Source organism: Candidatus Protofrankia datiscae (genome assembly GCF_000177615.2).
GTDB classification, from domain to species: domain Bacteria; phylum Actinomycetota; class Actinomycetes; order Frankiales; family Frankiaceae; genus Protofrankia; species Protofrankia coriariae.
Genome location: NC_015656.1, coordinates 3,640,856 through 3,664,680, shown reverse-complemented (window position 1 = coordinate 3,664,680; position 23,825 = coordinate 3,640,856). Strand labels below are relative to the sequence as shown.

The following is a 23,825-nucleotide window of genomic DNA, read 5'->3' as shown; positions in this document are numbered from 1 at the left end:
CTGCGATCTCACCTGTTACCAGTCTTCGAGTATCCAGACTCCTGGAGCGGGGTCGCTCCCATCGGCGCCGCCTCACCGGCTGCTCTGTATGGCGGCACCAGCCGGGTCTCCCAACAGCTCACGATGACAGCGGGGAGGTGGTGGAGGCGGAATTAGGCGCAGGCACGGGCTGCGTGGGCAGTACGGCCGTCGGCGCTCGTTTTTCGTAACCACCTGGGGCAGCGGTCGGAATGACGCGGGACTCCCAGCTGGCGTTGCTCAGGGTACAGATCGCGTAGGCCTTCAGCGGGAGTAGCAGGAAGATATTGATAAAGGTGTGCAGCGCAAAGGCGAAAAACCTCGCCTGGCGGGTATGCCAGGCCGCGCAGCAGCAACTGATCAAGGTCACCGCCGTGATCACCAGGATCGGCCACCACGGTATTGTCGCCGTCGCCGCGACCTGCGCGAATCCGGTCAGCACCGTCAGGGCGAGCAACAGCGGTGCGAGGTTCTGGCCTACCACGTCCAGCATGAGATAGCGGCCGAGCCGGGGCAGCAGGCGTATGGCCAGCAACGTATCGCGGTATGTGCTGCGCGCCCACCGAAGTTGCTGGCGCAGGTATGGCCGAAGTCGTTCGGGTACCACCGTCGCCGCCGTGGCGTCCGGAACGTACTCGGTACGCAGGCCCGCCTTGAGCATGAGAATGGTCAGGTGACGGTCCTCACCGAAGTCGCTCGGCCTCCCCCGGAAAAGCTGGGTCTCGTACTGGTCAAGTACCTGAAGGAGGACGGAGCGACGGTAGACCGTGCACGGCCCGCAGCAGCACATGACAGCGCCGAACTCAGCCTGGGCCGCCCGCTCTTCATTACAGGCGATCCAGTACTCCATATCGATCAGCCGGGTCAGCCAGGTGGCACGTCGGTTGCGGGCGACCATCTGGCCCATGGCCGCTCCAACGGCCGGATCGGTCATCTTCGCCGCCAACTTACGCACGACATCCGGTTCGATGGTGGTGTCCGAGTCGACGTTGACCACCAGGTCACCGGCTGACCGGCGGATCGCCGCGACCTGTGCCTTGCGCTTCCCGACGTTGTGGGGGAGCAGCAGAAAGGTGAACCGCGCGTCGCCGGCGTAGGTGTCGTAAACGGGCTCCAGGCGGTCGCGATTTGTGGAGCCGTCGTCGACGAGGTAGACCCGCAGCTCACCCTGGTAGTCCTGTGCCGCGACCGAACGCAGGCACGCTGCCAGGGTCAGCGGGTCCTCGTGGTAACAGGGGATAATCACGTCCACACTCGGCAGACTGTCGCAGGGGTCTGCGTGGTGCGTGGTAGTCGGCCGGTACGCGCGCCGGGCATAAAACGTCTTCGCGCCCTGATAACCAATGGCGAGGGTGGCATAGGACGAGGGGACGATCATGTTGGCGGTGGAGAGAATGCTCACCGCGGTCGACATCAGGACCTCCGGAGGGTGTCAGACCGGCCTGCTGATCGGCGAATGGACGGACGGGGCGGGAAGCGGCTGGAAGACAAACCCGTACTCATGCAGCGCCGGAATCAGCCGGCGGAGCGCTATGACTGTCCGTTCACGCAGCCCGGTGCGGCTGCCACTCGGCCACTCATCCGCCGGACACCCGCCACGCAGAAGAATGACTCCGCCCGGCCGGATGCACGTCAGCACCGTCTCGACGATCACATTCGCGCCGGGACGTGACCAGTCGCGCGGATCCACCGACCAGTTCAGGGGCTCCAGTCCGAACAGCGCCGCCGCCCGGGCCTCGCCGGTCCAGGCGCCGTACGGCGCTCGCAGGTAATGCACGCAGGCCTGCGGGCAAACGGTCCTGATGACTTTGTTCGCGTCGGATATCTCCCGTCGAACCTCGCCCGGCTCGCATCGGGACAGGTCTCGGTGGGTCATGGTGTGGTTGGCCAGGCCATGGCCTTCCGTGGCGATTCTCCGGATCAATTCGGGATGCTTGGCCGCATACTCCCCGATCACGCAGAAGGTGGCGACTACCCGGTGCTCCGCGAGCACATCGAGTACCTGCGGTGTGCAAAAAGGGTTCGGTTCGTCATCGAACGTCAAAAAAATGTCTCGGCTGCCCTCTTCGATTCGGATCTTGCGGCTGTCGATCTGGCCGGGTTCGGACTCCAGCCGCAGCGGGGTGGAGATGCTGACCGGGGCCCGGGAGCGGATCGTCATCGTCGCGGTGGCGATGAGTGTCCCGGCGTGCGCGCGCAGGGCCGCTGCAGTGCGGCGTGCCTCGGTCCGCCGGTCGTCGTAGGCCTGCGGGCACGTGGTCGTTCCCGTGGTGGTCGATGCCACGGTCTGTCCGTCCGGCAACTCCGCTCGATCTCCTTCGCTCGCTGTCCCGATGAATCAGGTGGGGCTGGGTCGGGCAAAAATATAGCTTATTCAAAATAATCAGATTATTTAGCGACCGATTGGCCGCCGAGGGCGACCGCCGCATCGACGAGGACCTGGCCGCGATCGTGGCCGGGAACAATATCGGGCCTGGTCAGCGCCACCGACAGCCGGCTGCGGCGATCAACCCGGACGCTCCGCTGGTCAGTTCCAGCGACCGGGACCACTGTAACGTGCGTTTTTCCAGGTTCCGGCGACGCCGTAGCTCCTTGGCCCGGATGCAGTGCGTCACGAACGCTGAGAGGAGTCTGTGAAGTTGACCCCGATTTCTTACACATATGAGCTCTTAATGCTACAGCAACACCCCTCGGCGTGTTGGCGGCGACACGCCGATAAAACCGCCGGCTTGAGCTGAAGGTAACTAGTCAGGTAGTTTTTGATCTTGAGTTAGCTGATCGCGGGCATCCAGGGACGGCCCTCGGCAAGTTGGACGAGAGCGTCGAACAGGCTGATGCTGTGTTTGGTGGCGGTGGACAGGTAGCTGCGGATCGCGCAGAACTGGCGGGCGCCGGTGAGCGTGCGTAGGCAGCCGGATACCTTCTGCCGTAGTTTGATCATGCGGATGTCGCGTTCGGAGCCGTTGTTGTCCGCGGGAACCCGCCAGTCGCGGGTGAACCGAAGGTAGTCGGCTTCGCGGTCGACGAGCCGGCAGGCCAGGGCATGGCGGGCGGCCATGAGTTTCGTGCCGCGCGGCGAGGTCTGGCTGATCCCGATGTGAGCGGCGTGGCGCAGCTGCCGGGTCTGGGTGGCCGGTGCCTGCTCGTCGATGGTGACGCCGGTAGTGGCGGCGTCGACGGCGAGGCGGTGCAGGGCGACGAGCGCGTCGCCTGCCTGGGCGGCCCAGCACCAGGTTCCCGTCGGGGCCGCGTCGACGACGGCCTGTAGTTCGCGCAGCACGTGAGCGACGCACAGCTGGTGGGTGGCGCCGGTGTAGCTGTCGTAGGGGGCCCAGGCGTCGTGGACCACCACCCCACCGAAGGCGGGAAGCACCCCGAGGGCGTCGATCCCGCCGCTGCCGCGGGTGGCATGGCAGTCGATCAGCGTGTACTTGTCGGTGCGGGCGCAGTGCACCCAGTGCAGTTTCCCGGCGACCCGCAGCCCCGTCTCATCGGCCCCGATCACGTCGGCGGCGGCCAGCAGACCCCGGACGGTGTCACGGAAGCCGTCGAGTCCGGCGGCGGCACGGGCGGTCATCGCACCGACCGTGCCCGCCGAGATCGGGATCCCAACCAGCTCGGCCAGCGCGGTCGCGGTCCGCTCCTGCGACAGGAACTGACCGGAATACAGGTAGACCACCGCCGCGGCCACCCGCGGCCCGTACTGCACCGGCGCGTCCACCCCGGCCGGTGCCGCCGCCTTCGTCCGCGTCCCGCAGCCGCACTCCCGCTCGATGAGCTGATGTTCGACCACATGCGGACGTAGTTCGGGCAGGTCGAACACCTGCCGCCGTTCGGTCCGGGTCACAGGCCGGCCCGCAAGCCCCGCCCCGCACCCCGCACACGGCCCCGGCTCATGCCGCAGGCGCACATCAGGCTCAGCGAGCATCCGCAGCGTCGATCCCGGATGCCCGCCCTGCCCACCGGGCCTGCGGCCGGTCTTCTTCCGCAGCGACTTCGGTGGCGGTTTCGCCAGCCCGTCCGAACTCGGTGGCTTCGCCGAGTTCCGCGAGTTCTTCGCGACCTGAGCTTCCAGCTCGGCGATCCGCACCCGCGCCTGTTCCAACGCCGCAGCGGTCTCGACCAGCTGCGCCCGCAGACTCACCACCAGCGCCGCGAGCTCGTCATACGACGGCACCGGCGGCGACGCGGGCGGACCATCCGACACACCCGGACCCTACGGCCCGATCAACCACACAGCACCAACGACCCGGGCCTTCAGGCCATCGAGGAGTCCCAGCCAGCCGGGAAACCAAAAACAAACGATCTACCAGACCTGACCAGTTACAATTTCCCGATAGACGAGTTCGTTTTTCAGGGTGCCAAAGAAGGATTCGGCGGCGGAGTTGTCCCAGCACACTCCGGTGGCGCCTACGGAAGGTCGCACGCCGTGTCGTGCCAGCGTGCGATGGTAGGCGTCGGACGTGTATTGCGTACCGCGATCCGAGTGAAAAACCGCGTTCGGTGCAAGGGTGGTGCGGGACGCGGCCATGGTGAATGCGTCGACGACGAGTTCGGTCCGCATGTGACTGGCCATCGACCAGCCGAGAACCTTCCGTGAATAGCAGTCGATGACCGTGGCGAGATACAGCCAGCCTTCGCCGGTACGGACATAGGTGATGTCACCGACGAGCTTGGCCCCGGGGCGGGTGGCGGTGAAGTCGCGGCGGACGTGGTCGGTGGGCACCGGCGCCTGGCCGGGGATCGTGGTGCGGCGGTAGGCCCTGGGCTGGCAGGCCTTCAGCCCTGCTCGGCGCATGATCCGTCGGGCGAGGCGGACCGAGGTGGGCTGGCCCGACGCGGTCAGAGCGGCGGCGATCCGCCGCGCGCCGTAGGTCTGGCGCGAGGCGGCGAACAACGCCCGCACCTGGGTGTCCAGGGTGGTGTGCCGGCGGGTCCGGGACGACACCGGTCGCTGGTACCAGTCGTAGAAACCGGACGTCGACACCACGAGCCACTGGCACATTTTGCGTATCGGGTAGTTGTCCTTCTCCGCGGCGATCAGCTCGAACTTATCGATCACTGATGGCGTTGCGCGAAGAAGGCTGCCGCTTTTGAGAGGAACTCGCGCTCCATCCGGAGTTCCCGGTTCTCCTTCTCCAGCTCCCGTAGCCGGGCACGCTCGGACATCGACAGCGGTTCTTCTTCGCCTTGGTGGGCCCGACGCCAGGTGGCCACCCAGCTCCCCAGGGTTCCCTCGTTGATACCGAGGTCCTTCGCGATCGCCGATACCGGCCGACCCGAATCGATGACGAGTTTCACTGCCTCGTCCTTGTACTCGGGCGTGAACCGCCTCCGGGACTCAGTCATCAATCTCCTCCGCTCACGGATCAATTATCCCACATAGGGATCACTGTCCGAAGAACGGGGACCACCTCACGGCGTACGGGCCCGGGGGGACTACCGGGCGAGGTGGATCAGGGCGGTGGTGGGGTGGCTGCGGCCGGGTGGGGTGGCGAAGAGTTGGTCGGGCTCCAGGTTGAAGCCGTGTTCGTGGGCCGCCGTGTTCGGTTGTGGGCGATGTGCGGTCTACGGCTGGTTCGCTTTGGCGGGTCTTGGAGATCTTGCTTGTGCGGTGCGTGGTCGGAGGTAACTTCATCGCTGTGAACTACAGTGGACTGTAGTTCGGGCGAGAGGAGTAGGTGTGGCGGGGGGTGGGTCGTCGGGCGGTCCGCGGAGCTTGCTCGGCTTGAGGCGCTGCTCGGGCGGGTGGGGGAGGCGCGGCGGGACCTCTGCCGGGGGTGGTGGTGCTGCCACCGCTGAATCCGGCCGAAGTCGGCGCCATGGTCGGCCTGCCGGCTGCCGGAGCCATCGACGCGTACCTGGTTACCGGCGGCCTGCCGCTGATATGCCAGGAATGGGGGTCAGGCCAGTCGGTCGAGAGCTTCCTCGCTGTCTCGCTCGCCGACCCGACGTCCGCACTGCTGGTCTCGGGAGAACGGTCACTCGCCGCCGAGTTCCCAGGGTATATCCAGGCCCGCACGGTGCTGGCCGCTATCGGTAACGGCGAACGTACGTGGAGCGGCGTTCGCGCGGCGGCGTCCGCCGGGGCCGAGCCGATGGCGGCGAGTTCGCTGACGAGCGCACTGCGCCTGCTCGAAGCCAAACGTGTGGTTGCTGTCGACACCCCGCTTTCGGCCAGGCCGGCAGCGAAGGAGCGCCGTTATCGGGTGGCCGACCCATATCTCCGCTTCTATCTCGCCTATCTCGCAGCCGGCCTGCCGCTCGTGGAACGGGGGCGAGGGGATCTGCTGCTGCGGCAGGTTAAGCGATCTTGGTATGCCTGGCGTGGCCGGGCGGTGGAACCGCTGATTCGGGAGGCTCTGCTGCGTATGGCGCCGGAACTCGGCTGGCCCGAGGTGGAGGCCGTCGGTGGCTGGTGGAACCGGCAGAACAACCCCGAGATCGACGTGGTCGGCGCTGACCGGGAGGGGGCTGCGAACCGGATAATCTTTGCCGGCAGTATCAAATGGCAGTCGACGCAGCCGTTCGACCAGCACGACTATGCCGCGCTGGTGCGTGATGTCACCGCGGTACCGGGCTTTGACACGTCGACCGAACTTCTCGCCATCAGCCGGACGGGTACTGTCGCCGGTGTTCCCGCCCATTCCATCGGCACAGAAGATCTTCTGACAGCGTGGAGATCTCTCCCGCGAAACGGGCACCCCGCGTAGGCAGCCGCGTCCCCGAGGACCGGAGCAGCCGTCGTCTCCGTCGGACCGGGGCGGTTCATTCCGTGACGGACGGCTGGCGGGCGAGGTGGATCAGGATGGTGGTGCGGGCGGTGGCGAGGTGGCCGCGGCCGGGTGGGGTGGCGAAGAACTGGTCGGGTTCCAGTTTGAAGCCGTGTTCACGCGCCACCACGGGCGAGGTGGGGGTGAGCAGCAGCCGGGCGCCGCTGGTCATGATTTCGCTGACGACGCGGGCGAGGGATCGGCGCTGGCCGGTGAGGATCGGCGCGGCGTCACCGCAGAGCACGAGCGCGTGCCGGCCGAGCGCGCCGGGGCTGGCGATGTCCTGCAGCAGGGTGGGGCCGTCGGCGAAGTTGACCTGCGTCGGCACCAGCGTGATCTGATCGCAGTCGTCGACGACCACCGCGTATCGCCCATCACCGAACGCCTCGGCGGCGGCCCGCAGGTCGGTGTCTTTGAGGACGGTCCCGGTGACGACCCGGACACCGCCGTCGTCCCCGATGAGGCTGGGCAGCGGTGAGCGGGGCGGGGCGATGGCCAGGACGCCGACACCGGCCCGCCGCAGCCCGCGGGTGACGACCGCCGCCGCGGTCGTCCGTCCGGAGCCGGCCGGGCCGGAGACGAGCAGCAGGTGCGGCCCGGCGTCGAAGAGGTCCAGGCCCACGACGTCCACGTCCGGGCCGCCCACGCCGAGCGGCAGCCAGGTGCCCGACGGAGCCGGGTCGGGCAGCCGGAGCGCGTCGACGGTGACGTGGGCCGGCAGCGGGGGGAACGGGCGTGGCAGCCCGGCCGCCGTGTGCTGGTCGGTTGTCATGGGCGGGCCGACGACAGGTGGCCTCGCTGCGAGCGGTCCCGCCGCGGCCGTCCCCGGTATGGCCGGCCGCGCCGTGACCGGCCCGGTCACGGCGGCCGTGGCCAGGCCCGCCGCGGACAGCCGGGTGGTCACCTGGTCGATGAAGGTGTCGGCGTCGACGGACGGGCGGCAGATCTGGATCTGGGCGCCGCTCGCGGCGTCCGCGGCCCGGCCGGGTACGGCCGGCGGGCTGGCCACCCCCGACGGCAGGTGCGCCCGGCGCAGCTCCTCCTTGCCGAACGGCAGGAGCAGGCGCCGGGTGAACAGGGCCGCCACCTTGCTGGTGAGCAGTTCCTGGCCACCGAGCGGTACGACATGCACGCCCAGCGGCGGCCCGGCGACGATCGTCTCGCGCAGCGTGGTCAGCAGCGACGTCTCCAGGAAGGTGGGGTCGCCGCGGTTTTCGAACCGCTCCCAGCCGTCGACGATGACGACGATCCACGGATCCCGCCGCCCGGCGGTCGTCACAGCGCCGCCCGACCGTCCGATCTGGCGGCGGGTGACCTCGTCACGTAGCCAGGTGACGAACCGGCGGATGCGGTCGGGCTCACCGCCGGCGATCACCGCGCCGCAGTGCGGCAGCCCGGCGTAGGTGGCCAGCCCCGCCGGCTGGTGCTCGATGACGTACACCTGAGCCTCGTCCGGCCGCAGGCGGGACGCCAGGCTGGTGATCAGCGTGCGGGCCAGCGTCGTGCGGCCCTGCTGCGGCCCGCCGGCGGCCAGCAGCCGGTCGCTGCCGGCCAGATCGAGCACGGCCGGTGGCTGGGCCTGGGCGTCGGGGGAGTCGATCAGACCGTACGGGACGGCCGTCGCGGCCGGTTCGTCGTCGCCCCAGGCCGTCGCAAGATCGTCCAGGGTCAGGTCCGCGGGCAGCGGCGGCAGCAGCGGCCGGAACGGCGCCGGGCGGCCCAGCCGGTGCGCGGCGGCCTCGACCGCGCGGACGGTCAGCGTCTGGTCGGTGGTCGCGCCGCCGTGGTCGGCCTGTTCCTCGGGGCGGGCGGTGCCGAGCGCGGTCCAGCCCACGATCCGGATCCGGGCGGGCGGGGCGCCACCGGCGGGCGGCGGGTCACCCAGGTAGCCGGACTGGAACACCCGCGGGGTCCGGGTCTCGTCCTTCGTGCACAGGATCATGCCACGGCCCCGCAGCCGGCCCGGGATGGTCGCGGCGTCCGATACGCCCAGGACCTCGACGCTGTCGGCCGGCTCGTTCTGCCGGAGCGTGATCCGCAGGTCGATGTTGTTCTTCAGCTCGGCCGACAGCTTGCCCTGCAGCGACTGGGTGGCCAGCACCAGGTGCATGCCGAGCGACCTGCCCTTGGCCGCGACGTTGACCAGCGCCCGCAGGAAGTCCGGGGACGTCTCCAGCACCCGCGCGAACTCGTCGAAGATCATCACGAGGCGGGGCAGAGCGGGCAGCCCGGGTGCGGAACGCCGGGCGGCCCAGTATTCGTCGATCTCCCCGCCGTACCGGGCGAGCAGGGACTCCCGGCGGCGCACCTCCGCGCGCACCGAGGCGAGCACCCGCTCGGCGGCGGCCTCGTCGAAGACGTCCGCGGAGGTCTCACCGGTGGAGCGGATGAGCCCGACGACGTGCGGGCAGCGTTCGAACGGCAGGAACGCGCTGCCGCCCTTGAAGTCGACGAGGACGAGGTTCAGCTCGTCGGGGGCGTTGGCCAGCAGCAGGGAGGTGACGAGTGTCTGCAGCAGGATGCTCTTGCCCGCGCCGGTGGCACCGCCGAGCATCGTGTGCGGTCCCTGTCCGGCGAGGTCGACGGTGACCGGCCCGTCCGCGTCCGCGCCGAGCGGCACCTGTGTGGTCGGCCCTGGCTGGTTCGCCCACAGGGCGAGCACGTCGTCCGCGGACGCCACACCCACGCCGACGAGGTCGAGGAAACGCACCGGGTAGGGGATGGCCGATTCGGCGCTGCCCAGTGACAGCCGGTCACGAAGCGGCGCGACGGCGCGGGCGAGCCGTTCGGCGTCGTCCGGGCTGGTGCCCTCGGCGCGGCCGACGCTGACCCGCTCGCCGCGATTGTGGGTGAGCTGGACGGCACCGGTGTCGTCGACCTGGCACTCGGCGCGGCACTCGTTCATCCCGTGCCGGTCGACGGCGATCACGTACACGCCGGCTTCCGGGCCGTCCCGCAGGATCGCCTTCATACCCGGCAGGTTGCGCAGCGCGAGCGCGCCGTCGAGCAGGACGACGACGTCCTCGGCGAAACGGACGGTGCCGGCGCCCCGGCGTTCGGCGGACCGGATGGTGATCAGATCTCGGAGCTCGGCGATGCGGCTGCTCCGGGTCTGTTCGGTGTTGCCGACCCAGCAGGGCACGGGGCCCGCGCTGTCGGCGGCGACGTGCGGCAGCCAGGTGGCCCACGCCAGGTGGTCACGACTGCCGGACGTGATCAGGACGATCCGGAGGTCGTCGGGGCTGCGGAGCACGCCGAGCTGGACAAGCAGCCAGCGGGCCAGGTCATCGGCCGGCCCGGACGCTCCGGTGACACCGAGGACACCCACGGTTCGCAGATCGACGGTCAGCGGCACGCCGTGCAGGGTGGGCTCCTCGAAACCGGTCCACCGTTGGCCGCGCAGGTCGATCGACGCGGGTTCGTCCGCGATGCCCACCCGCAGCCGCAGGCCGTCGGGGGAGTCCGCGTTGCGTGGCCACACCCGGCGGTCGGCTCCGGTCGCGGCGAGCGTGAGGTCGAGCCGGTCGGGCGCCCGCGCGCGGCGGATCTTCTCCTCGGCCGCCACGAGAGCGGTGATCCTGTCCAGCGCGGCCGCCTTCTCAGCCTCGAAGCGCCGGTTGTCGGCTGCTCGTTGCCCGCGGGCCACCAGTTGGGCGCCGAGAATGCTGACGGGACCGAGCAGGCACATCAGCAGGACGAGAGGGTTACGCAGGACCGCGAAGAGGACCGCGCCGGCGACGAGGGGTAACAGGGCGGGGATCCACAGGGCGCCCCGGGATGCGGCGTGACGGGACGGGGCCGACGGCAGCGTCAGCTCGGTGCGGCTGACGGCGGGTGTCGGCGCGAAGGCCCGGTCGAAGTCGAGACGGCCGTCCTGACCGCGGCTGGTCCGCAGCGGGGTCCGCGGCAGCGGCACCCACTCCATACGGTCGGTACCGGTCTCGAGGACGGCGCCGGCCGGGAGGGGAGCCGGGCCGGTCACGAGCGCGCCGTCGATCAGGGTGCCGTTGCTCGAGCCGAGGTCCTCGACGGTGACCGTGGCGTCCGAGGACACCGTGAGTGCCGCGTGCTGACGGGAGACCTCGTCACAGCCGAGCGCGACCTGGGTCTGCGGATCCCGTCCCAGCAGGTGGCGGCCTGGCGCGAGCCACACGATCAGGCCCGCGTCGTGACCGTCCCACACCCGTAGAGCACCGGCGACACCAGGTTGGACGGCGCGCGGACAAGGGCCCGGAGCACCGATACCGATCGTCGCGCCGTGCACCAGGGGGCTTTCGGCAACGCTCCCGGCGCGGTCGAGCGGCTGGTCGCCGACGAAGCAGCGGCGGCCGCCGACCGGCAGCGGCAGCGCGTCGAGCACGGAGCCGACCTCGGTCTCGGGAGCGGCCGATATCTCGACGTCGCGCCGGGTACCCGCGTCGGGGTCGTGCACACTCAGTCTGAGGATCATCTCCTGCTTCGCTCCCGTGCGCGTTCCACACCACCATCAGGCGACATCACTGCCGATGCCTCCATCACGCCTTTCGCGAAATCAGCCGGAATTGTTGGCAAATGTACTCGGCTGGTCTTTACGAACGCCAGCGGCCGGGAAGCCGGCCGCTGGCGCGGCCCAGCATGCCGGCCGACCGCCTGGCTTGGCCGTCGTGTCCAGCGTGGCATCTGAAAAGACGACACGATCGGCAAATCGGTGAACTGGGCCGGAGCGGCGCGGTGCGCCTCTGATGCGGGGCCCAACCGCCGAGTCCCGAGGCCGGTCGTATCCCGGTTGGCCGGGACGGCGACGTGGTGCAACCCCGCTGGCGCGTGTCAGCGTCGCGTTTCACGACCGGACAGTGCTCCCCTGTGGGCTACCGTCGGGTTTACGGTGGCGTAAACTTGATGATGTGACGACCATGATGCGGGTGAGTCCCGAGACCAGGGAGCGGGTGCTTCGGGTCGCCGCCGAGGACTTCGGCGGCGCCAGCGCCGACGAGACCGTGCGTCGGCTGCTGGACGAACACTGGCAGCGCAAGGCCGTCGCCGCGATGGACCGTTTCCGCGCGCAGGATCCGGGAGGCTGGGCCGAGTATCTGGCCGAGGGACGGGCGTGGAGCGCGGTGGACGCCCCGGTCGCCGACGAGGCGTGGGATGCCGACGAGGTGTGGGACGAGAGCGTGTGAGGGTGGGCGTCGCGCCCTGGGAGGTGTGGTGGCTCGACTTCGATCCCACCGAGGGGCGTGAGCAGGCCGGTCGGCGTCCGGCCCTGGTGGTGTCCTCGCGTTTTCACCTGGCGTTGACCGGCGGCGCGCTCGTCAGCGTCCTGCCGTTGACCACGCGGGAGCGGCCCGGCTGGATTCACCGGGTCCGGATCGACGTCCCCGGCAAGCGTGCCGGCTGGGTGATAACCGAGCAGGTCCGGACGGTCTCGGCCGGCCGGCTGACCGGCCGCGGCCCGCTCCACCGGCTGGACGCCGAACAGGTCGCCGAGGTGCGCACTGTCCTGGCCCAGATGATCGACCTCTGATGGGACGCCCGGAGCGCCGCCGCCGATCCGCGGAAACCTCAGAAGAGGTGGGGCGGGGGCTGTCAGGCAACCGATAGTGACGTAGCTCAATTGGTCGTGGGAATGTGCTCTGCGAAGCATGGTGGCCCGCCGGCGGTATGGCGACCGACCAGCCCGTCACCGGTCGGCGACATCGACGCCGGGCATACAGCGACGGGGGAGCGATGAGCATTGTCTCCAGACCGGAGATCCCATCTTCTGAGCCGGATGTTGCCTCATTTCCGTCCCGTGACCTGGCGGCACTGCGTTTCCGTGAGCGGTTGAGAGGTTATTTCTCGACCAGGGTGACCGACGACTTCCAGGCCGGATTCGCCCGGGGTCACTCCGCGCGGACGTCGGTCCGCATCGATCTCACGGTCGACTTCGACGACGCCGATGCGCTGCTGCGTGACCAGAGCACGCCGGGCCGCCCGTCGGGAAGCGTGCGGGTGCCGATCCTGTCGAGCACGGCGCTGACGATCGAGGACGGCGAGTGCGTCCTCAGCGAACCCGACCCCGATCGGGTCGAGACCTGGCACGCGCGGTACCGTCTGCTGCTCGTCGCCGACGACGGTGGACGCTACATCCTCGAGGGCTTCAAGGTACTGCACGATCATCCGGGGCTCGACGCGTGGTCCGACACGACCACCCTCAACCTGACGCTGCGCACGGACGACGGGCGGACACTCGGGGCGGGCCGTGCCAGGTCCGCGTGGCGCGGCCCGCTGCGGGCGCTTCGCCTGGCCCGGCGGGTCCGGGCGCCGTGGGCGATCGAGGTGCGCGGTGTCACCGACGCCGGCCGCCGCCGGGAGTACGAGCTGGCCGCCCTGAAGCTGCTCGCCAGGCACCTGCGGCGGATCTACGGCGGCCCGCTGGACGAGGCCCGGCGCTTCCCCGCCGCCACGGCCCACCGGCCGGCCGGCCCCAGGCGGCGGGCGCTGCGCCTGCCGGAGCCCGAGGTTCGCTGGTGCGGCGAGGGCGGTCGCTGGCACGAGGGCGCCGAGGTGGGCGCCGACGGCTGGCTGCGCCTGATCCGCTACCGGGGCGGGGAGAAGGGGCCGGTGCTGCTCGCCGCCGGGTTCGCCATGTCCACCGGAGCCTTCGTCACCGACGCGATCCGCACGAACCTGACCGAGTTCCTGGTCGAGCACGGCTACGACGTCTGGCTGTTCGACTACCGTGCGTCCATCGACCTGCCGTCCTCGACCACCCAGTTCACCATCGACGCCATCGCCACCGAGGACTGGCCGACCGCGGTCGCGGAGGTCCGGCGGGTGACCGGGGCAGCCGACGTCCAGGCGTACGGGCACTGTGTGGGCTCCGGGTCGCTGCTGATGGCGCTGGCGGCCGGCAAGCTGCCCGACGTCCGCTCGGTGGTCTGCGCCCAGTTTCCGCTGCATCTGGTCACGTCACGGCTGAACAGGCTCAAGATCGCCCTACGTGTCAGTGAGCTGCTCACCGCCGCCGGTCTCAGGCTGGTCCGGCCGGCCCGCCGGTTCACCCTGCCGAACGCCGCCGTCGACCTGGCGTTACGCGCGCTGCCGATGGCCCCGTCGGAGCGGTGCGGCCAGGCGCTGTGCCGCTGGATCAACGCCATCTTCGGCTGCACCCACCGGCACGCCCAGCTCAACCAGGCCACCCACGAGGCGCTGCACGGCATGTTCGGCGTCGGCAACATCGCCTCGCTGCGGCACCTGGCGTCGATGATGCGGGCGGGCCGGGCCGTCGACGCCGCGGGCGGCGACGTCTACACCCGTGATCCGCGGTTCCTGCGGCTGCCCATCCACCTCCTGCAGGGGACGGAGAACTACATCTTCCTGCCGGAGGGGAGCGCGCGGACCCTGCGCTGGCTGCGCGACGCCAACGGCCCGGAGCTTTACAGCCGCAGCATCCTGCCCGGTTACGCGCACCTGGACGCGGTCATCGGCCAGAACGCCGACCGGGACGTCTACCCGCTCATCCTCCAGCACCTGGAAGCATCCGCCGAGGTTTTGACGGCCCCCGCCGAGGTCGAGCTGTCACGGTGACCGGGCCCGTCGCGGCGGTGACCGGGTCAGGCTCCTGGCGGTATCTGCCGGGCGGCGCGGGTGCGTATCGCTTTCAGGTCGAGCTCGGCGGCGGTCCGCAGCGCGGCCGCGCGCAGGCCCTCGGCGCGTTCCCGGTCGCCGTCGCAGCCCCGGGCGGTCAGCACGAGCGCGTACTCCGTCTGGGTGAGCGCGACGAACGGCACGGAGCCCATCGTCTGGTGCCGCTCCAGAGCCGCCTCGAAGTGTGCGCAGGCGGCGTCCCAGCGGCCGAGTGTCCCGGCGAGCACCCCGAGGTGGTGGGTGACCGCACCGAGGAAACCCGCCAGACCCAGGGTGGCGTTGTGCCGGGCGAAGGGGAGGACGAGGTCGTAGAGCCGGCCCGCCCACTCCTGCTCCCCGACCGCGGTCGCGGCCTGGATGAACGCGACGATGGTGGCCCACCACGAGTAGTTCTCGTCCAGTCTGGCCGGCGCGTCCGGGGAGAGCCGGCCCAGTAGTTGACGGACCTGGTCGTCGGCGCCGGACTCCGCGCCCAGCCAGGCTCGCATCGCCGGCCAGATCTGGATGTGTGACTGGAGGGTGGCGATGTCGTCGATGAGCGAGCGGGTGTCGGCGAGGCGTCCCTGCAGCCACAGCATCGGGAGCGCCTGGCCGATGGGGATCAGGTCGATCTGCGAGTGGCCGAGCTGGCGCAGGTGGGCCTGCAGCTCACCGGCCAGCCGTTGGGCGTGCCCGTAGCGTCCCTCGATGGTGGCGACGACCACGTTCCACATGGTCGCGATCCGCAGGAACTCGGGATGGCGCAGTTCGCGGGCGAGGTCGGTGAGAGTGGCGGCGGTGTCGGCGGCCAGCTCGAACTCCCCTCGCCGGAACCGTGCGGACATCTTGATCCGCAGTCCGTCCAGGAGCAGCTCGTGGTTGCCGAGTTCCTCGCCCAGCCGCAGGATCTCGGCGGCGTCGACAAGCTGCTCGTCGACGTCGCGGGGGCCGTCCAGCGCCCAGCAGCGGTGGCGCAGCACGGTGGCCAGGGTGGCGAGGTCCCGCACCCGCCGGGCCATGGCGATCGCCTCCCGGCAGAGGGCGACCCGTTCGGCGTACGGGCGCTCGTGGTGTATCCAGTGGGCGAGCCGGCCCAGGGCCCTGGCCCGCGCCGGACTGTCGGCGGTGCCCAGACGCTGCAGCGCCTCCTCCAGCAGTGCCCGGCCCTGTGGGTCGGGGCTGACCGCCGGGGGCAGCACGCCGCCGTAGCCGAAGGCGGCGCGGGTGAACAGGTCGGTGGAGTCACTGCTACGGGCGGCGGCGGCCGCCTCGAGGAAACGGGCGTCCCGGGCCGGGTACTCCCCGGCCCGCCCGTGGGCGTCGCCCAGGGCGAGCAGCAGTTCGGCGCGCAGCCCGCCGCCGTTGCGGTCCAGCACGTCCAGCGCGCGGCGGTAGTGCAGCACCGCGCCGTCGAAGGCGGCCTCCGCCAGGGCCCGGTCGCCGGCGAGCCGCGCGTAGTGGACGGCCCGGTCGGCGACGGCCGGGTCCGCGGACGCCCAGTAGTGGTGGGCGAGCTCGGCGTGGGCGCTGGCCTGGCGGTCCTGGAAGGCGTCCCCGATCCGGCGGTGCAGCCGGGCGGCCCGGGTGAGGCCCAGGTTGTCCCGCAGGAAGCGGCGGACGACCGAGTGCGAGAAGACGTACCGGGCGGCCTGGTCGTGGTCCTCGTGCACCAGACCGGCCTGCTGCGCCTCGTCGAGGAGGTCGAGCAGGCGCATCTCGTCGATCCTGGTCGCGGTGCTGAGGATGTCCACGTCGAACTCGTGGCCGATCACGGAGGCGACGTCCAGCGCGGCGGCGCACTCCCGGGACAGCCGGCTCAGCCGCCAGCGCACCAGATCCCGCACGGTCTCGGGGATCTCGACCTGGGACGGGGCCGGCGGCCCCGACAGGTCCGCCAGGTGTGCCGGCAGCGGCCGGTCCGGCTGAAGGGGCCCCGTGGGGGTCAGCGGGGCCGGCAGCGGGTTCGGCGGTGCTGGCAGGCCCGCCGGCACCGCCGGGTCCGCTGACGGGGCCCGGCCGGATGCCGGGAGAGGAGCGGGGAACAACGTCCCCATGTCCACCAGGTGGCGCATCATCTCCGTGAGGAAGAACGGGTTGCCCGCGGTGTCCGCCCGCAGTTCGCGGGCCAGCGCGAGGTCGGGCCCGGACAGCCCGCCGCCGGTGATCCGCCCGAGCAGTGCCACGGTCTCGTCGTCGTCGAGGCCGTCGACGGTGATCCGCCGGCAGCCGACGTCCCGGACCAGCCGGGGCAGGAAGTCGCTGAGCTCCCCGTGGTCGGTGCTGCGGTAGGTGGCCACCACGAGCAGCGGGGTGGCCCGCAGCGCCCGCGTGATGTGCTGTAACAGCAGCAGGGAGGAGCGGTCCGCCCACTGCAGGTCGTCGAGGACGGTCAGCACGGGGCGACGGGCGGCCATCGTGCCCAGCCAGCCGTCGATGGCCTCGAACAGGCGGAACCGTTCGGCCTCGGCGTTGCCCGGCAGCGGGGTGCCGACGACGCCGATGCGCTTGGCGACCTCGGGGAACAGCCGGGAGATCTCGTCGGCGTGCTCGCTGAACTCGGCGCGCAGCACGGACCGCGGGCAGGTGCGGGAGTATTCGCTCAACGCCTCCCGGTAGGCCTGGTAGGGAGCGAGGACGTCCTCGTCCCAGCGGCCGTAGAGCACCAGTCCGCCGTCGTCGAGCGCGATCCGGGCGATCCGGGCGGCCAGCGTGGTCTTCCCGATGCCGGGCTCCCCGCTGACCAGGGCGAGTACCCGGTGCCCGGAGCGGGCCCGCTCCCAGCTTTCCCGCAGGGCCCGCAGCTCGGTCACCCGGCCGACGAAGGCGGCGTCCGCCATGCTGGCCAGCCAGCCGAGGTGGGAGCCGGCGGAATGCTCGCTGTCGCTGTCGCTGTCGCTGTCGGCGTCGTCATCGGCGTCAGTGCCGGCGGCCGTCTCGTCGCACATCCCGGCCGAGGCGGACGCGTCGGGGGCTCGCAGCGGCGGGAAGGTGTTCTGCAGGCCGGGTACGGCCAGCTGCCAGATCCGCTGGGTCTGGTCGAAGTCCTTCAGCCAGTGCTCGCCGAGGTAGCGCATGTCGAGGCCGTCGGGCAGGGCGTCCTCGACGAGCGAGTGGGTGATCTCCGACAGCAGGATCTGCCCGCCGTGCCCGGCGGCGCACAGCCGGGCCGCCCGGTGTACCCCGAGCCCGACGAACCGGCCGGTCCACGCGGTCGGCTCGGTGGTGTGGAGGCCCATCCGGACGCGGACCCGGGCGCCGGCCGGCCACTGGTGCGCCGCCAGCGCGCGCTGGGCGGCGACCGCCGCCGCCACGGCATCCTTGGAGGTACGGAACGCGACGAAGAACGAATCGCCCTGGGTGTCGATCTCCCGGCCGTTGTTGGCGGCGAAGGCCTGCCGTTGCAGGCGCTGGCAGGCGGCCAGGATGTCGCCGTAGCGTTCCCCGTGCCGGCGTACCAGCCGGGTCGAGCCCTCGATGTCGGTGAACAGCAGCGTCACCGTGCCCGTGGCGGACGGTTCGCCCGACAGCGGATCGGTCAGCATGTTCTGGTCGACGAGGGAGCCGGGGGTGACCAGGCGTATCCGCGGTCCAGGTTCCACGGCGGCCTCGTCCGTACCGCCCGGCTGGTCGGCAGCCCCGGAGGTGTTGGTGACGGCCACATCGCACCCCTCGGTTCCCCGGGCTCTCCGACGAGACGGAGAAGTCATGATCATGATGGCTTTGGTCCACTGGATACTCACGGGTGAAACCCGGTGGGGAAGCCCGCACAGGGATATCAAAACACCTGCCAGGGTCGTGCACGCGACAACGGGTCGCCCATGTCCGGAAGCGTCGCGGGGGATTGCCGGACGTCGCGGTTTGCTCACGGTCGACGGGCGATCGTGACTCACTTCCTTCGGGTGATCGGACGGATGCTGTCAGTCGTCATCCTCCCGGCAGGCCGGCCGAACGCCTCGACGTGCGGCCGGTGAAGCGGCCCGCGGGGGCCGTGGGGGCCGTGGCCGGGCCGGTCCCGATTCCGGGGGATTCGGACGATCCCGGGCCGGGCCGGCCGGAGCGCTCATCCCGGGTGTGGCGGATGATGTGACCGAACGGACGGGAAAGGTGTGACGTGACGCGCCGAGTGCGTCCTTGACCCCCGGGTTGGTCCTCCCTACTGTCCGGTCCACGGTCGGAAGTTGACATAACATTAACTGTCTAGCTGACGGTGAAGGTTGAAGCTCGCCGATCGTCACCCGTTCCATCCGCTCGGTGCAGCCTTCCCTGCCGCACCGGCCGGCTGGGGCACGCCCCCCCGTCCGCCCATCGATGCCGCTGGAGGACCGACACCGCATGGCAGCTCCACAGAACTACCTGGCGGTGATAAAGGTCGTCGGGATCGGCGGTGGCGGTGTGAACGCCGTCAACCGCATGATCGAGGTCGGTCTCAAGGGCGTCGAGTTCATCGCGATCAACACCGACGCCCAGGCTCTGCTCATGAGCGACGCCGACGTCAAGCTCGACGTCGGCCGTGAACTCACCCGCGGCCTCGGCGCCGGCGCGGATCCGGAGGTCGGCCGGCAGGCGGCCGAGGACCACCGGGAAGAGATCGAGGAAGTCCTCAAGGGCGCCGACATGGTGTTCGTCACAGCCGGGGAGGGCGGTGGCACGGGCACCGGCGGCGCGCCGGTGGTGGCCAACGTCGCCCGGTCCCTGGGCGCCCTGACGATCGGTGTCGTCACCCGTCCATTCACCTTCGAGGGACGTCGCCGCGCCACCCAGGCCGAAGCCGGGATCGACGCGTTGCGCAACGAGGTCGACACCCTCATCGTCATCCCGAACGACCGGCTGCTGGCGATGACCGACCGTGACATCAGCGTGCTGGACGCGTTCCGCAGCGCCGACCAGGTGCTGCTCTCCGGTGTGCAGGGCATCACCGACCTCATCACCACCCCCGGTCTGATCAACCTCGACTTCGCCGACGTCAAGACCGTCATGTCACATGCGGGCAGCGCCCTGATGGGTATCGGGCGGGCCCGCGGCGACGACCGGGCCATCGTCGCGGCCGAACAGGCCATCGCCTCGCCCCTGCTGGAAGCGAGCATGGACGGCGCCCAGGGCGTCCTGCTGAACATCTCCGGTGGTTCCGACCTCGGCCTGTTCGAGATCAACGCCGCCGCCGAGCTGGTCGCCGACGCAGCCCACCCCGAAGCGAACATCATTTTCGGCGCGGTGATCGACGACGCGCTCGGTGACGAGGTCCGGGTGACGGTCATCGCCGCGGGCTTCGACACCATCCCGCAGCGGCCCAAGGCGTTCCTGCCCGGCACCCGCCGCGGCCCCGCCAGCCCACCCGCCAGCACGGGGAACTCCACCGCCGCGCAGGGCGGCACGGCCTCGGGCACATCGGGATCCACGTCCACGGTCACCCCCGCGGCGACCACGCCGCCCGCGGCGTCCGCCACGACCGCCCCGGCCTCGCCCTTCGCCGCCGCGGCCGCGCAGTCCAGGTCCGTCCCCGCAACGGCGGCGGCCCCGCACAGCGCGGTGTCCGCGGCCCGTTCCTCGCCCCAGCCGGCAGCCCAGCCCCGCGCGGCCGCCGCCGGCCAGACGGCTGGCGGCGGCGACAACCGGGACTACAATCATGACGGACCGGCCCCGTCCCGGCGGGAGGGGACCGACGCCGGAGCCGACCAGGGTCACCCGCCGTACAAGGAGCCCAGGGAGGCGCCCCGGCCGAGCTACGCGGCACCTCGCCGGCCGGTCCGGCCGGTCGCGGACGACGATGACGAACTCGACGTCCCCGACTTCCTCAAATAACTTCGGTGCCGGTACCCGTCCGGATCCAGGTGGCGGCCATGTTCGTCGAGCGGTACGTCGAGTGGTATGTCTGGAAGATCGCTGAGAAGTTCGTTGAGAAGCGTGGCGGGAGAAGCGTCGGGAACGACCCGCGGCCCGTCCTGGTCGTCCTGTCGCACGGCCGTGAGAAGGCCGGCCCGTGGCGGGCGGGACCGGCCGGCGGACGGGCGGCGCCACGGTACGGGCGGGCCCGGTGACGGCGGCACCGGCAGCGGGCGGGCCGGCGGTGAGCGGGCCGGCCGCCGCGCGGCGGCGCGAGGAGCTGTGGCGCAACCTCGCAGACGTCCGTGCGCGGATCGCCGCGGCGGCCACCGCGGCGGGGCGCCAGGCCGACGAGCTCACCCTCATCGCAGTGAGCAAGAACTGGCCGGCGTCGGACGTCGTCCTGCTCGCAGGGTCCGGCGTCACGCATTTCGCGGAGAACCGCGAACAGGAGGCCCGGGCGAAGGTGGCGGCTGTGACAAAGTACCTCGTCGCCCACGAGTCCTGTCGCGAACTTGACAGCGAGGTTTCGTCCGCGTGGCGGCCATCGGCACCGCAGACCGCCCCCGAGGGGGACGACGGCCAGCCGCCTCGGCCGGATCCGGCGGCCGCGCCGGCAGCCGGCCCCGGAGCGTCCTTCGGATCATGGCCCTGTTGGCATTTTGTCGGCCAACTCCAGCGCAACAAGGCCCGCCCGGTGGCCCGGTGGGCCGGCTGGGTGCAGTCGGTCGACCGGGCGCCACTGGTGAACGCGCTGGCCGCCGGGGCTCTCGCGCACGACCGGGAGATCGTCGTGTGCCTCCAGGTGTCGCTGGACCCGCCCGGGTGCGACACCGGTCGCGGTGGTGCCCGCCCAGCCGACGTCCTCGCTCTCGGCGACCTCGTGGCCGCCAGTCGCGGCCTTGTCCTCGCCGGGGTGATGGGGGTCGCGCCGCGTGGTCTGCCGGCCCGGCCGGCCTTCGCGCGGCTGCGTGAGGTTTCGTGGATGCTTCGTCGAGAGCACCCGGAGGCGTCGGTGATCAGTGCCGGCATGTCGGCGGACTTCCCCGACGCGGTGGCCGAAGGCGCGACACACCTTCGCATCGGGACGGCTTTGTTCGGTCCACGGCGCGCTGTCCCTTAGAGTCGCGCTCATGGGTGTGGCGCGCAGGGCGATGGTCTACCTCGGTCTGGCCGAGGAGGATGAAAACTACCTCGAGGAAGACGAGTACGACGACGCCGGTCGTGACGATCGTCGCGATGTCGGTGAGCCTGTGCCCGCCGAGCGGTCGGTCCGTCGGATAGATGCGCGTGAGGAGCCGCCTGCGATGCCGAGACGTCCCCCGGTGGAACAGCTCCGGCCAACCGGTCCGGTGCCGATGCGCCGACCGTCGGCGATCGAGGAGCCATCAGCGTACCGGATCACCACTCTGCAACCGCGAAGCTACAATGAGGCGCGGCAGATAGGCGAGGAGTTCCGCGACGGGACTCCGGTTATCATGAATCTGACCGAGATGGACGATGTTGACGCCAAGCGGCTGGTCGACTTCGCCGCCGGCTTGGTGTTCGGCCTGCGCGGATCGATCGAGAAGGTCACCAACAAGGTGTTCCTGCTCTCGCCGCACAACATCGAGGTCACCGAGACCGACAAGCGGCGCATCCGTGAGGGTGGCTTCTACAACCAGTCATGATCATATTTCAGCTGTTACCGGACATAGGTCCCCGCAGGTACAGGAGAGCTCGCCATCAGCACACTGGGTGACGTGATCTCCGCGCTCCTGCTGGTCTACCTACTGTTGCTGTTCGCTCGCGTAGTGATAGATCTAGTGGTCTCCCTGAGCCGTACTTTTCGTCCCACTGGAGTCCTCGTACTAGTCTTTGAGTCCGTGTACACCGTCACCGATCCCCCGCTGAGATTCGTGCGGCGGTTCGTCCCACCCCTTCGGGTCGGTAACGTGGCATTTGACCTCGGATTTTTATTGATCTTAGTTGTGATCTGGGTCTTGCGGAGACTCGCGGATGGGCTGTGACGAAGTCGCGCACGTGGCGAATGCGCGCGGCAGACTGCCGCTGGACCGCCCTCTCCGGGGAACGGCGATGCCGCATCATGAGGAGGCGACGTGGCTCTGACACCGCAGGACGTACAGAACAAGGTCTTCAGTCCAACCCGGTTCCGCACCGGCTACAACGAGGACGAGGTTGACGCTTTCCTCGACGACGTCGAGAGCGAGCTCACCCGCCTGTTGGACGAGAACACCGACCTACGCCGGCAACTTGACGAAGCCCGCCGCACGGGCGGCGGTGGTTCCGGTGTACCCGCTCAGGTGCTGGAGGAAAACCAGCAGCTGCGCAGGCAGCTGGAGGAAACCCGGCGCCAGGTCGCACAGGCGCAGGCACAGACAGCCCAGGCGGTGCAGGCCGCGCAGGCGGCGGCCCGCGAACGTCCCGCCGCGCAGCCGGCGGCGGCGACCACGGTCATCCCGGCCGTGTCCCCGGCGGGCGCGGCCCCGGCCCGCACCGGCAACAGCCAGCTGGACGCCGAGATCGAACAGCGCGTGGCCCGTACCCTCGTGCTCGCCCAGCGCACTGCGGACGAGGCGCTGCGAGAGGCCCGTAACGAGTCGGAGCGGGCCCGCCGCGAAGCCCGTGCCGATGCCGACCGCATCATCGGTGAGGCCCGCGCGCACGTCGCCGAACAGCTCGGTGGCCTGGAGGACGACAAGCGTCGCCTGGAAGGCCAGGTCGAACAGCTGCGGGCCTTCGAGCGCGAGTACCGGACCAGGCTGCGCGCCTACCTGGAGATGCAGTTGCGCGACCTGGACGGCATGCCAACACAGCCGGCCGTCGGGTCCGGTGGGCCGTCTCGTCCGCCGCTGAACCCCGGCACCGGTTCCCCGCCTCCGCCGCCTCCGCCGGTCGGGATCAGCGCCAACTCGCCGGCAGGGGCATCCGCCCAGTCCTCGCCCTTCCCGACCGCTTCGCCCCTGGGCGCGGGCGCGATGGCACGCGGGAACGACAACGGCGGGGTACGCGCACCCGACGTGGAGGCAGCCGCCCGTCGGGACCCTTCCGGGTTGCAGGACTTCTAGGAGCCCGCAGGCCCACGGTGGTGCCGCGGTGTGGCAGCGCGCGCCCGGTTGCAGGGTGTGTCCAGGGGGCCGCAGGCTCTTGGAGTTCCCCGGCCCTGGCGGTTTTCAGGGCCCGGAGTTCCCCAGATTCTGGAGTTCCCGAGATCCTGGGGTTCGACGTTGCCGGGGTTCTGCCAGCCTGACTCAGGTCATCGGGTGCGCAGGCCCGCCTGGTAGATCCTCACCTGTGCGGGGGCTGGTACCCCGACGACACCACCTGCCGCGTCGTCGCCGACGGGACGCCCGGCCACGGTGTCATGGACCGTCCCCTGGCGGACCAGCGACTGGCGGACCGCTACCTTGTGGACCGCTACCTTGTGGACCACTCCCCGGTGGGCCTGTCCCGCGGAGCCGGTGTTTCCGTGCCGCCACCGCCGGGTTGTCACCGCTGGGTTGTCACCAGAGGGCCGGCCACCGAGGGGAAAATCGGCTTCTGGACACCGGTTGCCCGTTCCGCCCGCGCGGACGCCAGTTTTTCAGGCCGGGGGACGTCGCATTTTCCGTCGTCCCGTCGGTAGCA

General features: G+C 70.5%; 16 protein-coding genes and 1 pseudogene. 10 read left to right on the top strand and 7 right to left on the bottom strand.

Annotated features, from left to right (window positions below; genetic code table 11):
* Positions 1–118: 118 nt before the first annotated feature.
* The 4 genes and pseudogenes from nodC to FSYMDG_RS15210 form a co-directional block, all read right to left on the bottom strand.
* Positions 119–1,432, bottom strand: coding sequence for a chitooligosaccharide synthase NodC (gene nodC / locus FSYMDG_RS15225; protein ID WP_013874295.1), 1,314 nt, complete (start codon positions 1,430–1,432; stop codon positions 119–121).
* 18 nt (positions 1,433–1,450) lie between these two features.
* The gene (gene nodB / locus FSYMDG_RS15220) at positions 1,451–2,179 is read right to left on the bottom strand and encodes a chitooligosaccharide deacetylase NodB (RefSeq protein ID WP_131772660.1); all 729 of its coding nucleotides are present in this window, start codon (positions 2,177–2,179) and stop codon (positions 1,451–1,453) included.
* Between the two features lie 609 nt (positions 2,180–2,788).
* Complete coding sequence (gene tnpC / locus FSYMDG_RS15215) at positions 2,789–4,225, bottom strand: IS66 family transposase (protein ID WP_013872683.1); 1,437 nt, start codon at positions 4,223–4,225, stop codon at positions 2,789–2,791.
* A 123-nt stretch (positions 4,226–4,348) separates the two neighbouring features.
* Positions 4,349–5,367: pseudogene (locus tag FSYMDG_RS15210) on the bottom strand (IS3 family transposase); the annotation flags it as partial.
* Between the two features lie 431 nt (positions 5,368–5,798).
* Here FSYMDG_RS15210 and FSYMDG_RS15200 point away from each other — a divergent pair.
* Positions 5,799–6,731, top strand: coding sequence for a DUF234 domain-containing protein (locus tag FSYMDG_RS15200; protein ID WP_050803555.1), 933 nt, complete (start codon positions 5,799–5,801; stop codon positions 6,729–6,731).
* A 55-nt stretch (positions 6,732–6,786) separates the two neighbouring features.
* On the opposite strand, the gene FSYMDG_RS15195 is transcribed toward FSYMDG_RS15200, so the two are convergent.
* Positions 6,787–11,241 carry an FtsK/SpoIIIE domain-containing protein gene (locus FSYMDG_RS15195; RefSeq protein WP_013874291.1) on the bottom strand — a complete coding sequence of 1,485 codons (4,455 nt, stop codon included), beginning with the start codon at positions 11,239–11,241 and terminating at the stop codon, positions 6,787–6,789.
* 451 nt (positions 11,242–11,692) lie between these two features.
* Here FSYMDG_RS15195 and FSYMDG_RS25355 point away from each other — a divergent pair, with 451 nt between their 5' ends.
* From FSYMDG_RS25355 to FSYMDG_RS15180, 3 genes are all read left to right on the top strand, one after another.
* Complete coding sequence (locus FSYMDG_RS25355) at positions 11,693–11,950, top strand: hypothetical protein (protein WP_165440853.1); 258 nt, start codon at positions 11,693–11,695, stop codon at positions 11,948–11,950.
* A 2-nt stretch (positions 11,951–11,952) separates the two neighbouring features.
* On the top strand, positions 11,953–12,294 hold the full coding sequence (locus tag FSYMDG_RS15185) for a type II toxin-antitoxin system PemK/MazF family toxin (RefSeq protein WP_013874289.1): 342 nt from the start codon (positions 11,953–11,955) through the stop codon (positions 12,292–12,294).
* A 299-nt stretch (positions 12,295–12,593) separates the two neighbouring features.
* Positions 12,594–14,339, top strand: coding sequence for a hypothetical protein (locus tag FSYMDG_RS15180; RefSeq protein WP_131774024.1), 1,746 nt, complete (start codon positions 12,594–12,596; stop codon positions 14,337–14,339).
* 26 nt (positions 14,340–14,365) lie between these two features.
* On the opposite strand, the gene FSYMDG_RS15175 is transcribed toward FSYMDG_RS15180, so the two are convergent.
* A complete protein-coding gene (locus FSYMDG_RS15175; protein WP_013874287.1) occupies positions 14,366–18,037 on the bottom strand; it encodes an AAA family ATPase in 3,672 nt (1,223 codons plus the stop codon).
* A gap of 673 nt (positions 18,038–18,710) precedes the next feature.
* On the opposite strand from FSYMDG_RS15175, the gene ftsZ reads away from it, so the two are divergent.
* The 6 genes from ftsZ (at position 18,711) to FSYMDG_RS15140 (ending at position 23,266) form a co-directional block, all read left to right on the top strand.
* Positions 18,711–20,177, top strand: a complete 1,467-nt coding sequence (ftsZ, locus tag FSYMDG_RS15165; protein WP_013874286.1) for a cell division protein FtsZ — start codon at positions 18,711–18,713, stop codon at positions 20,175–20,177.
* Positions 20,178–20,215: 38 nt separating this feature from the next.
* On the top strand, positions 20,216–20,413 hold the full coding sequence (locus FSYMDG_RS15160; RefSeq protein ID WP_013874285.1) for a hypothetical protein: 198 nt from the start codon (positions 20,216–20,218) through the stop codon (positions 20,411–20,413).
* Positions 20,356–21,321, top strand: a complete 966-nt coding sequence (locus FSYMDG_RS15155; protein ID WP_013874284.1) for a YggS family pyridoxal phosphate enzyme — start codon at positions 20,356–20,358, stop codon at positions 21,319–21,321. Before FSYMDG_RS15160 ends, FSYMDG_RS15155 begins: the two co-directional genes overlap by 58 nt.
* A 10-nt stretch (positions 21,322–21,331) precedes the next feature.
* Positions 21,332–21,868 carry a cell division protein SepF gene (locus FSYMDG_RS15150; protein ID WP_013874283.1) on the top strand — a complete coding sequence of 179 codons (537 nt, stop codon included), beginning with the start codon at positions 21,332–21,334 and terminating at the stop codon, positions 21,866–21,868.
* 72 nt (positions 21,869–21,940) lie between these two features.
* Positions 21,941–22,207, top strand: coding sequence for a YggT family protein (locus tag FSYMDG_RS15145; RefSeq protein ID WP_013874282.1), 267 nt, complete (start codon positions 21,941–21,943; stop codon positions 22,205–22,207).
* Between the two features lie 90 nt (positions 22,208–22,297).
* Entirely contained in the window at positions 22,298–23,266 is a 969-nt protein-coding gene (locus FSYMDG_RS15140) for a DivIVA domain-containing protein (protein WP_013874281.1), read from the top strand.
* A 188-nt stretch (positions 23,267–23,454) separates the two neighbouring features.
* Here FSYMDG_RS15140 and FSYMDG_RS26320 read toward each other — a convergent pair whose 3' ends face one another.
* Positions 23,455–23,691 carry a hypothetical protein gene (locus tag FSYMDG_RS26320; RefSeq protein WP_157491029.1) on the bottom strand — a complete coding sequence of 79 codons (237 nt, stop codon included), beginning with the start codon at positions 23,689–23,691 and terminating at the stop codon, positions 23,455–23,457.
* Positions 23,692–23,825: the final 134 nt, after the last annotated feature.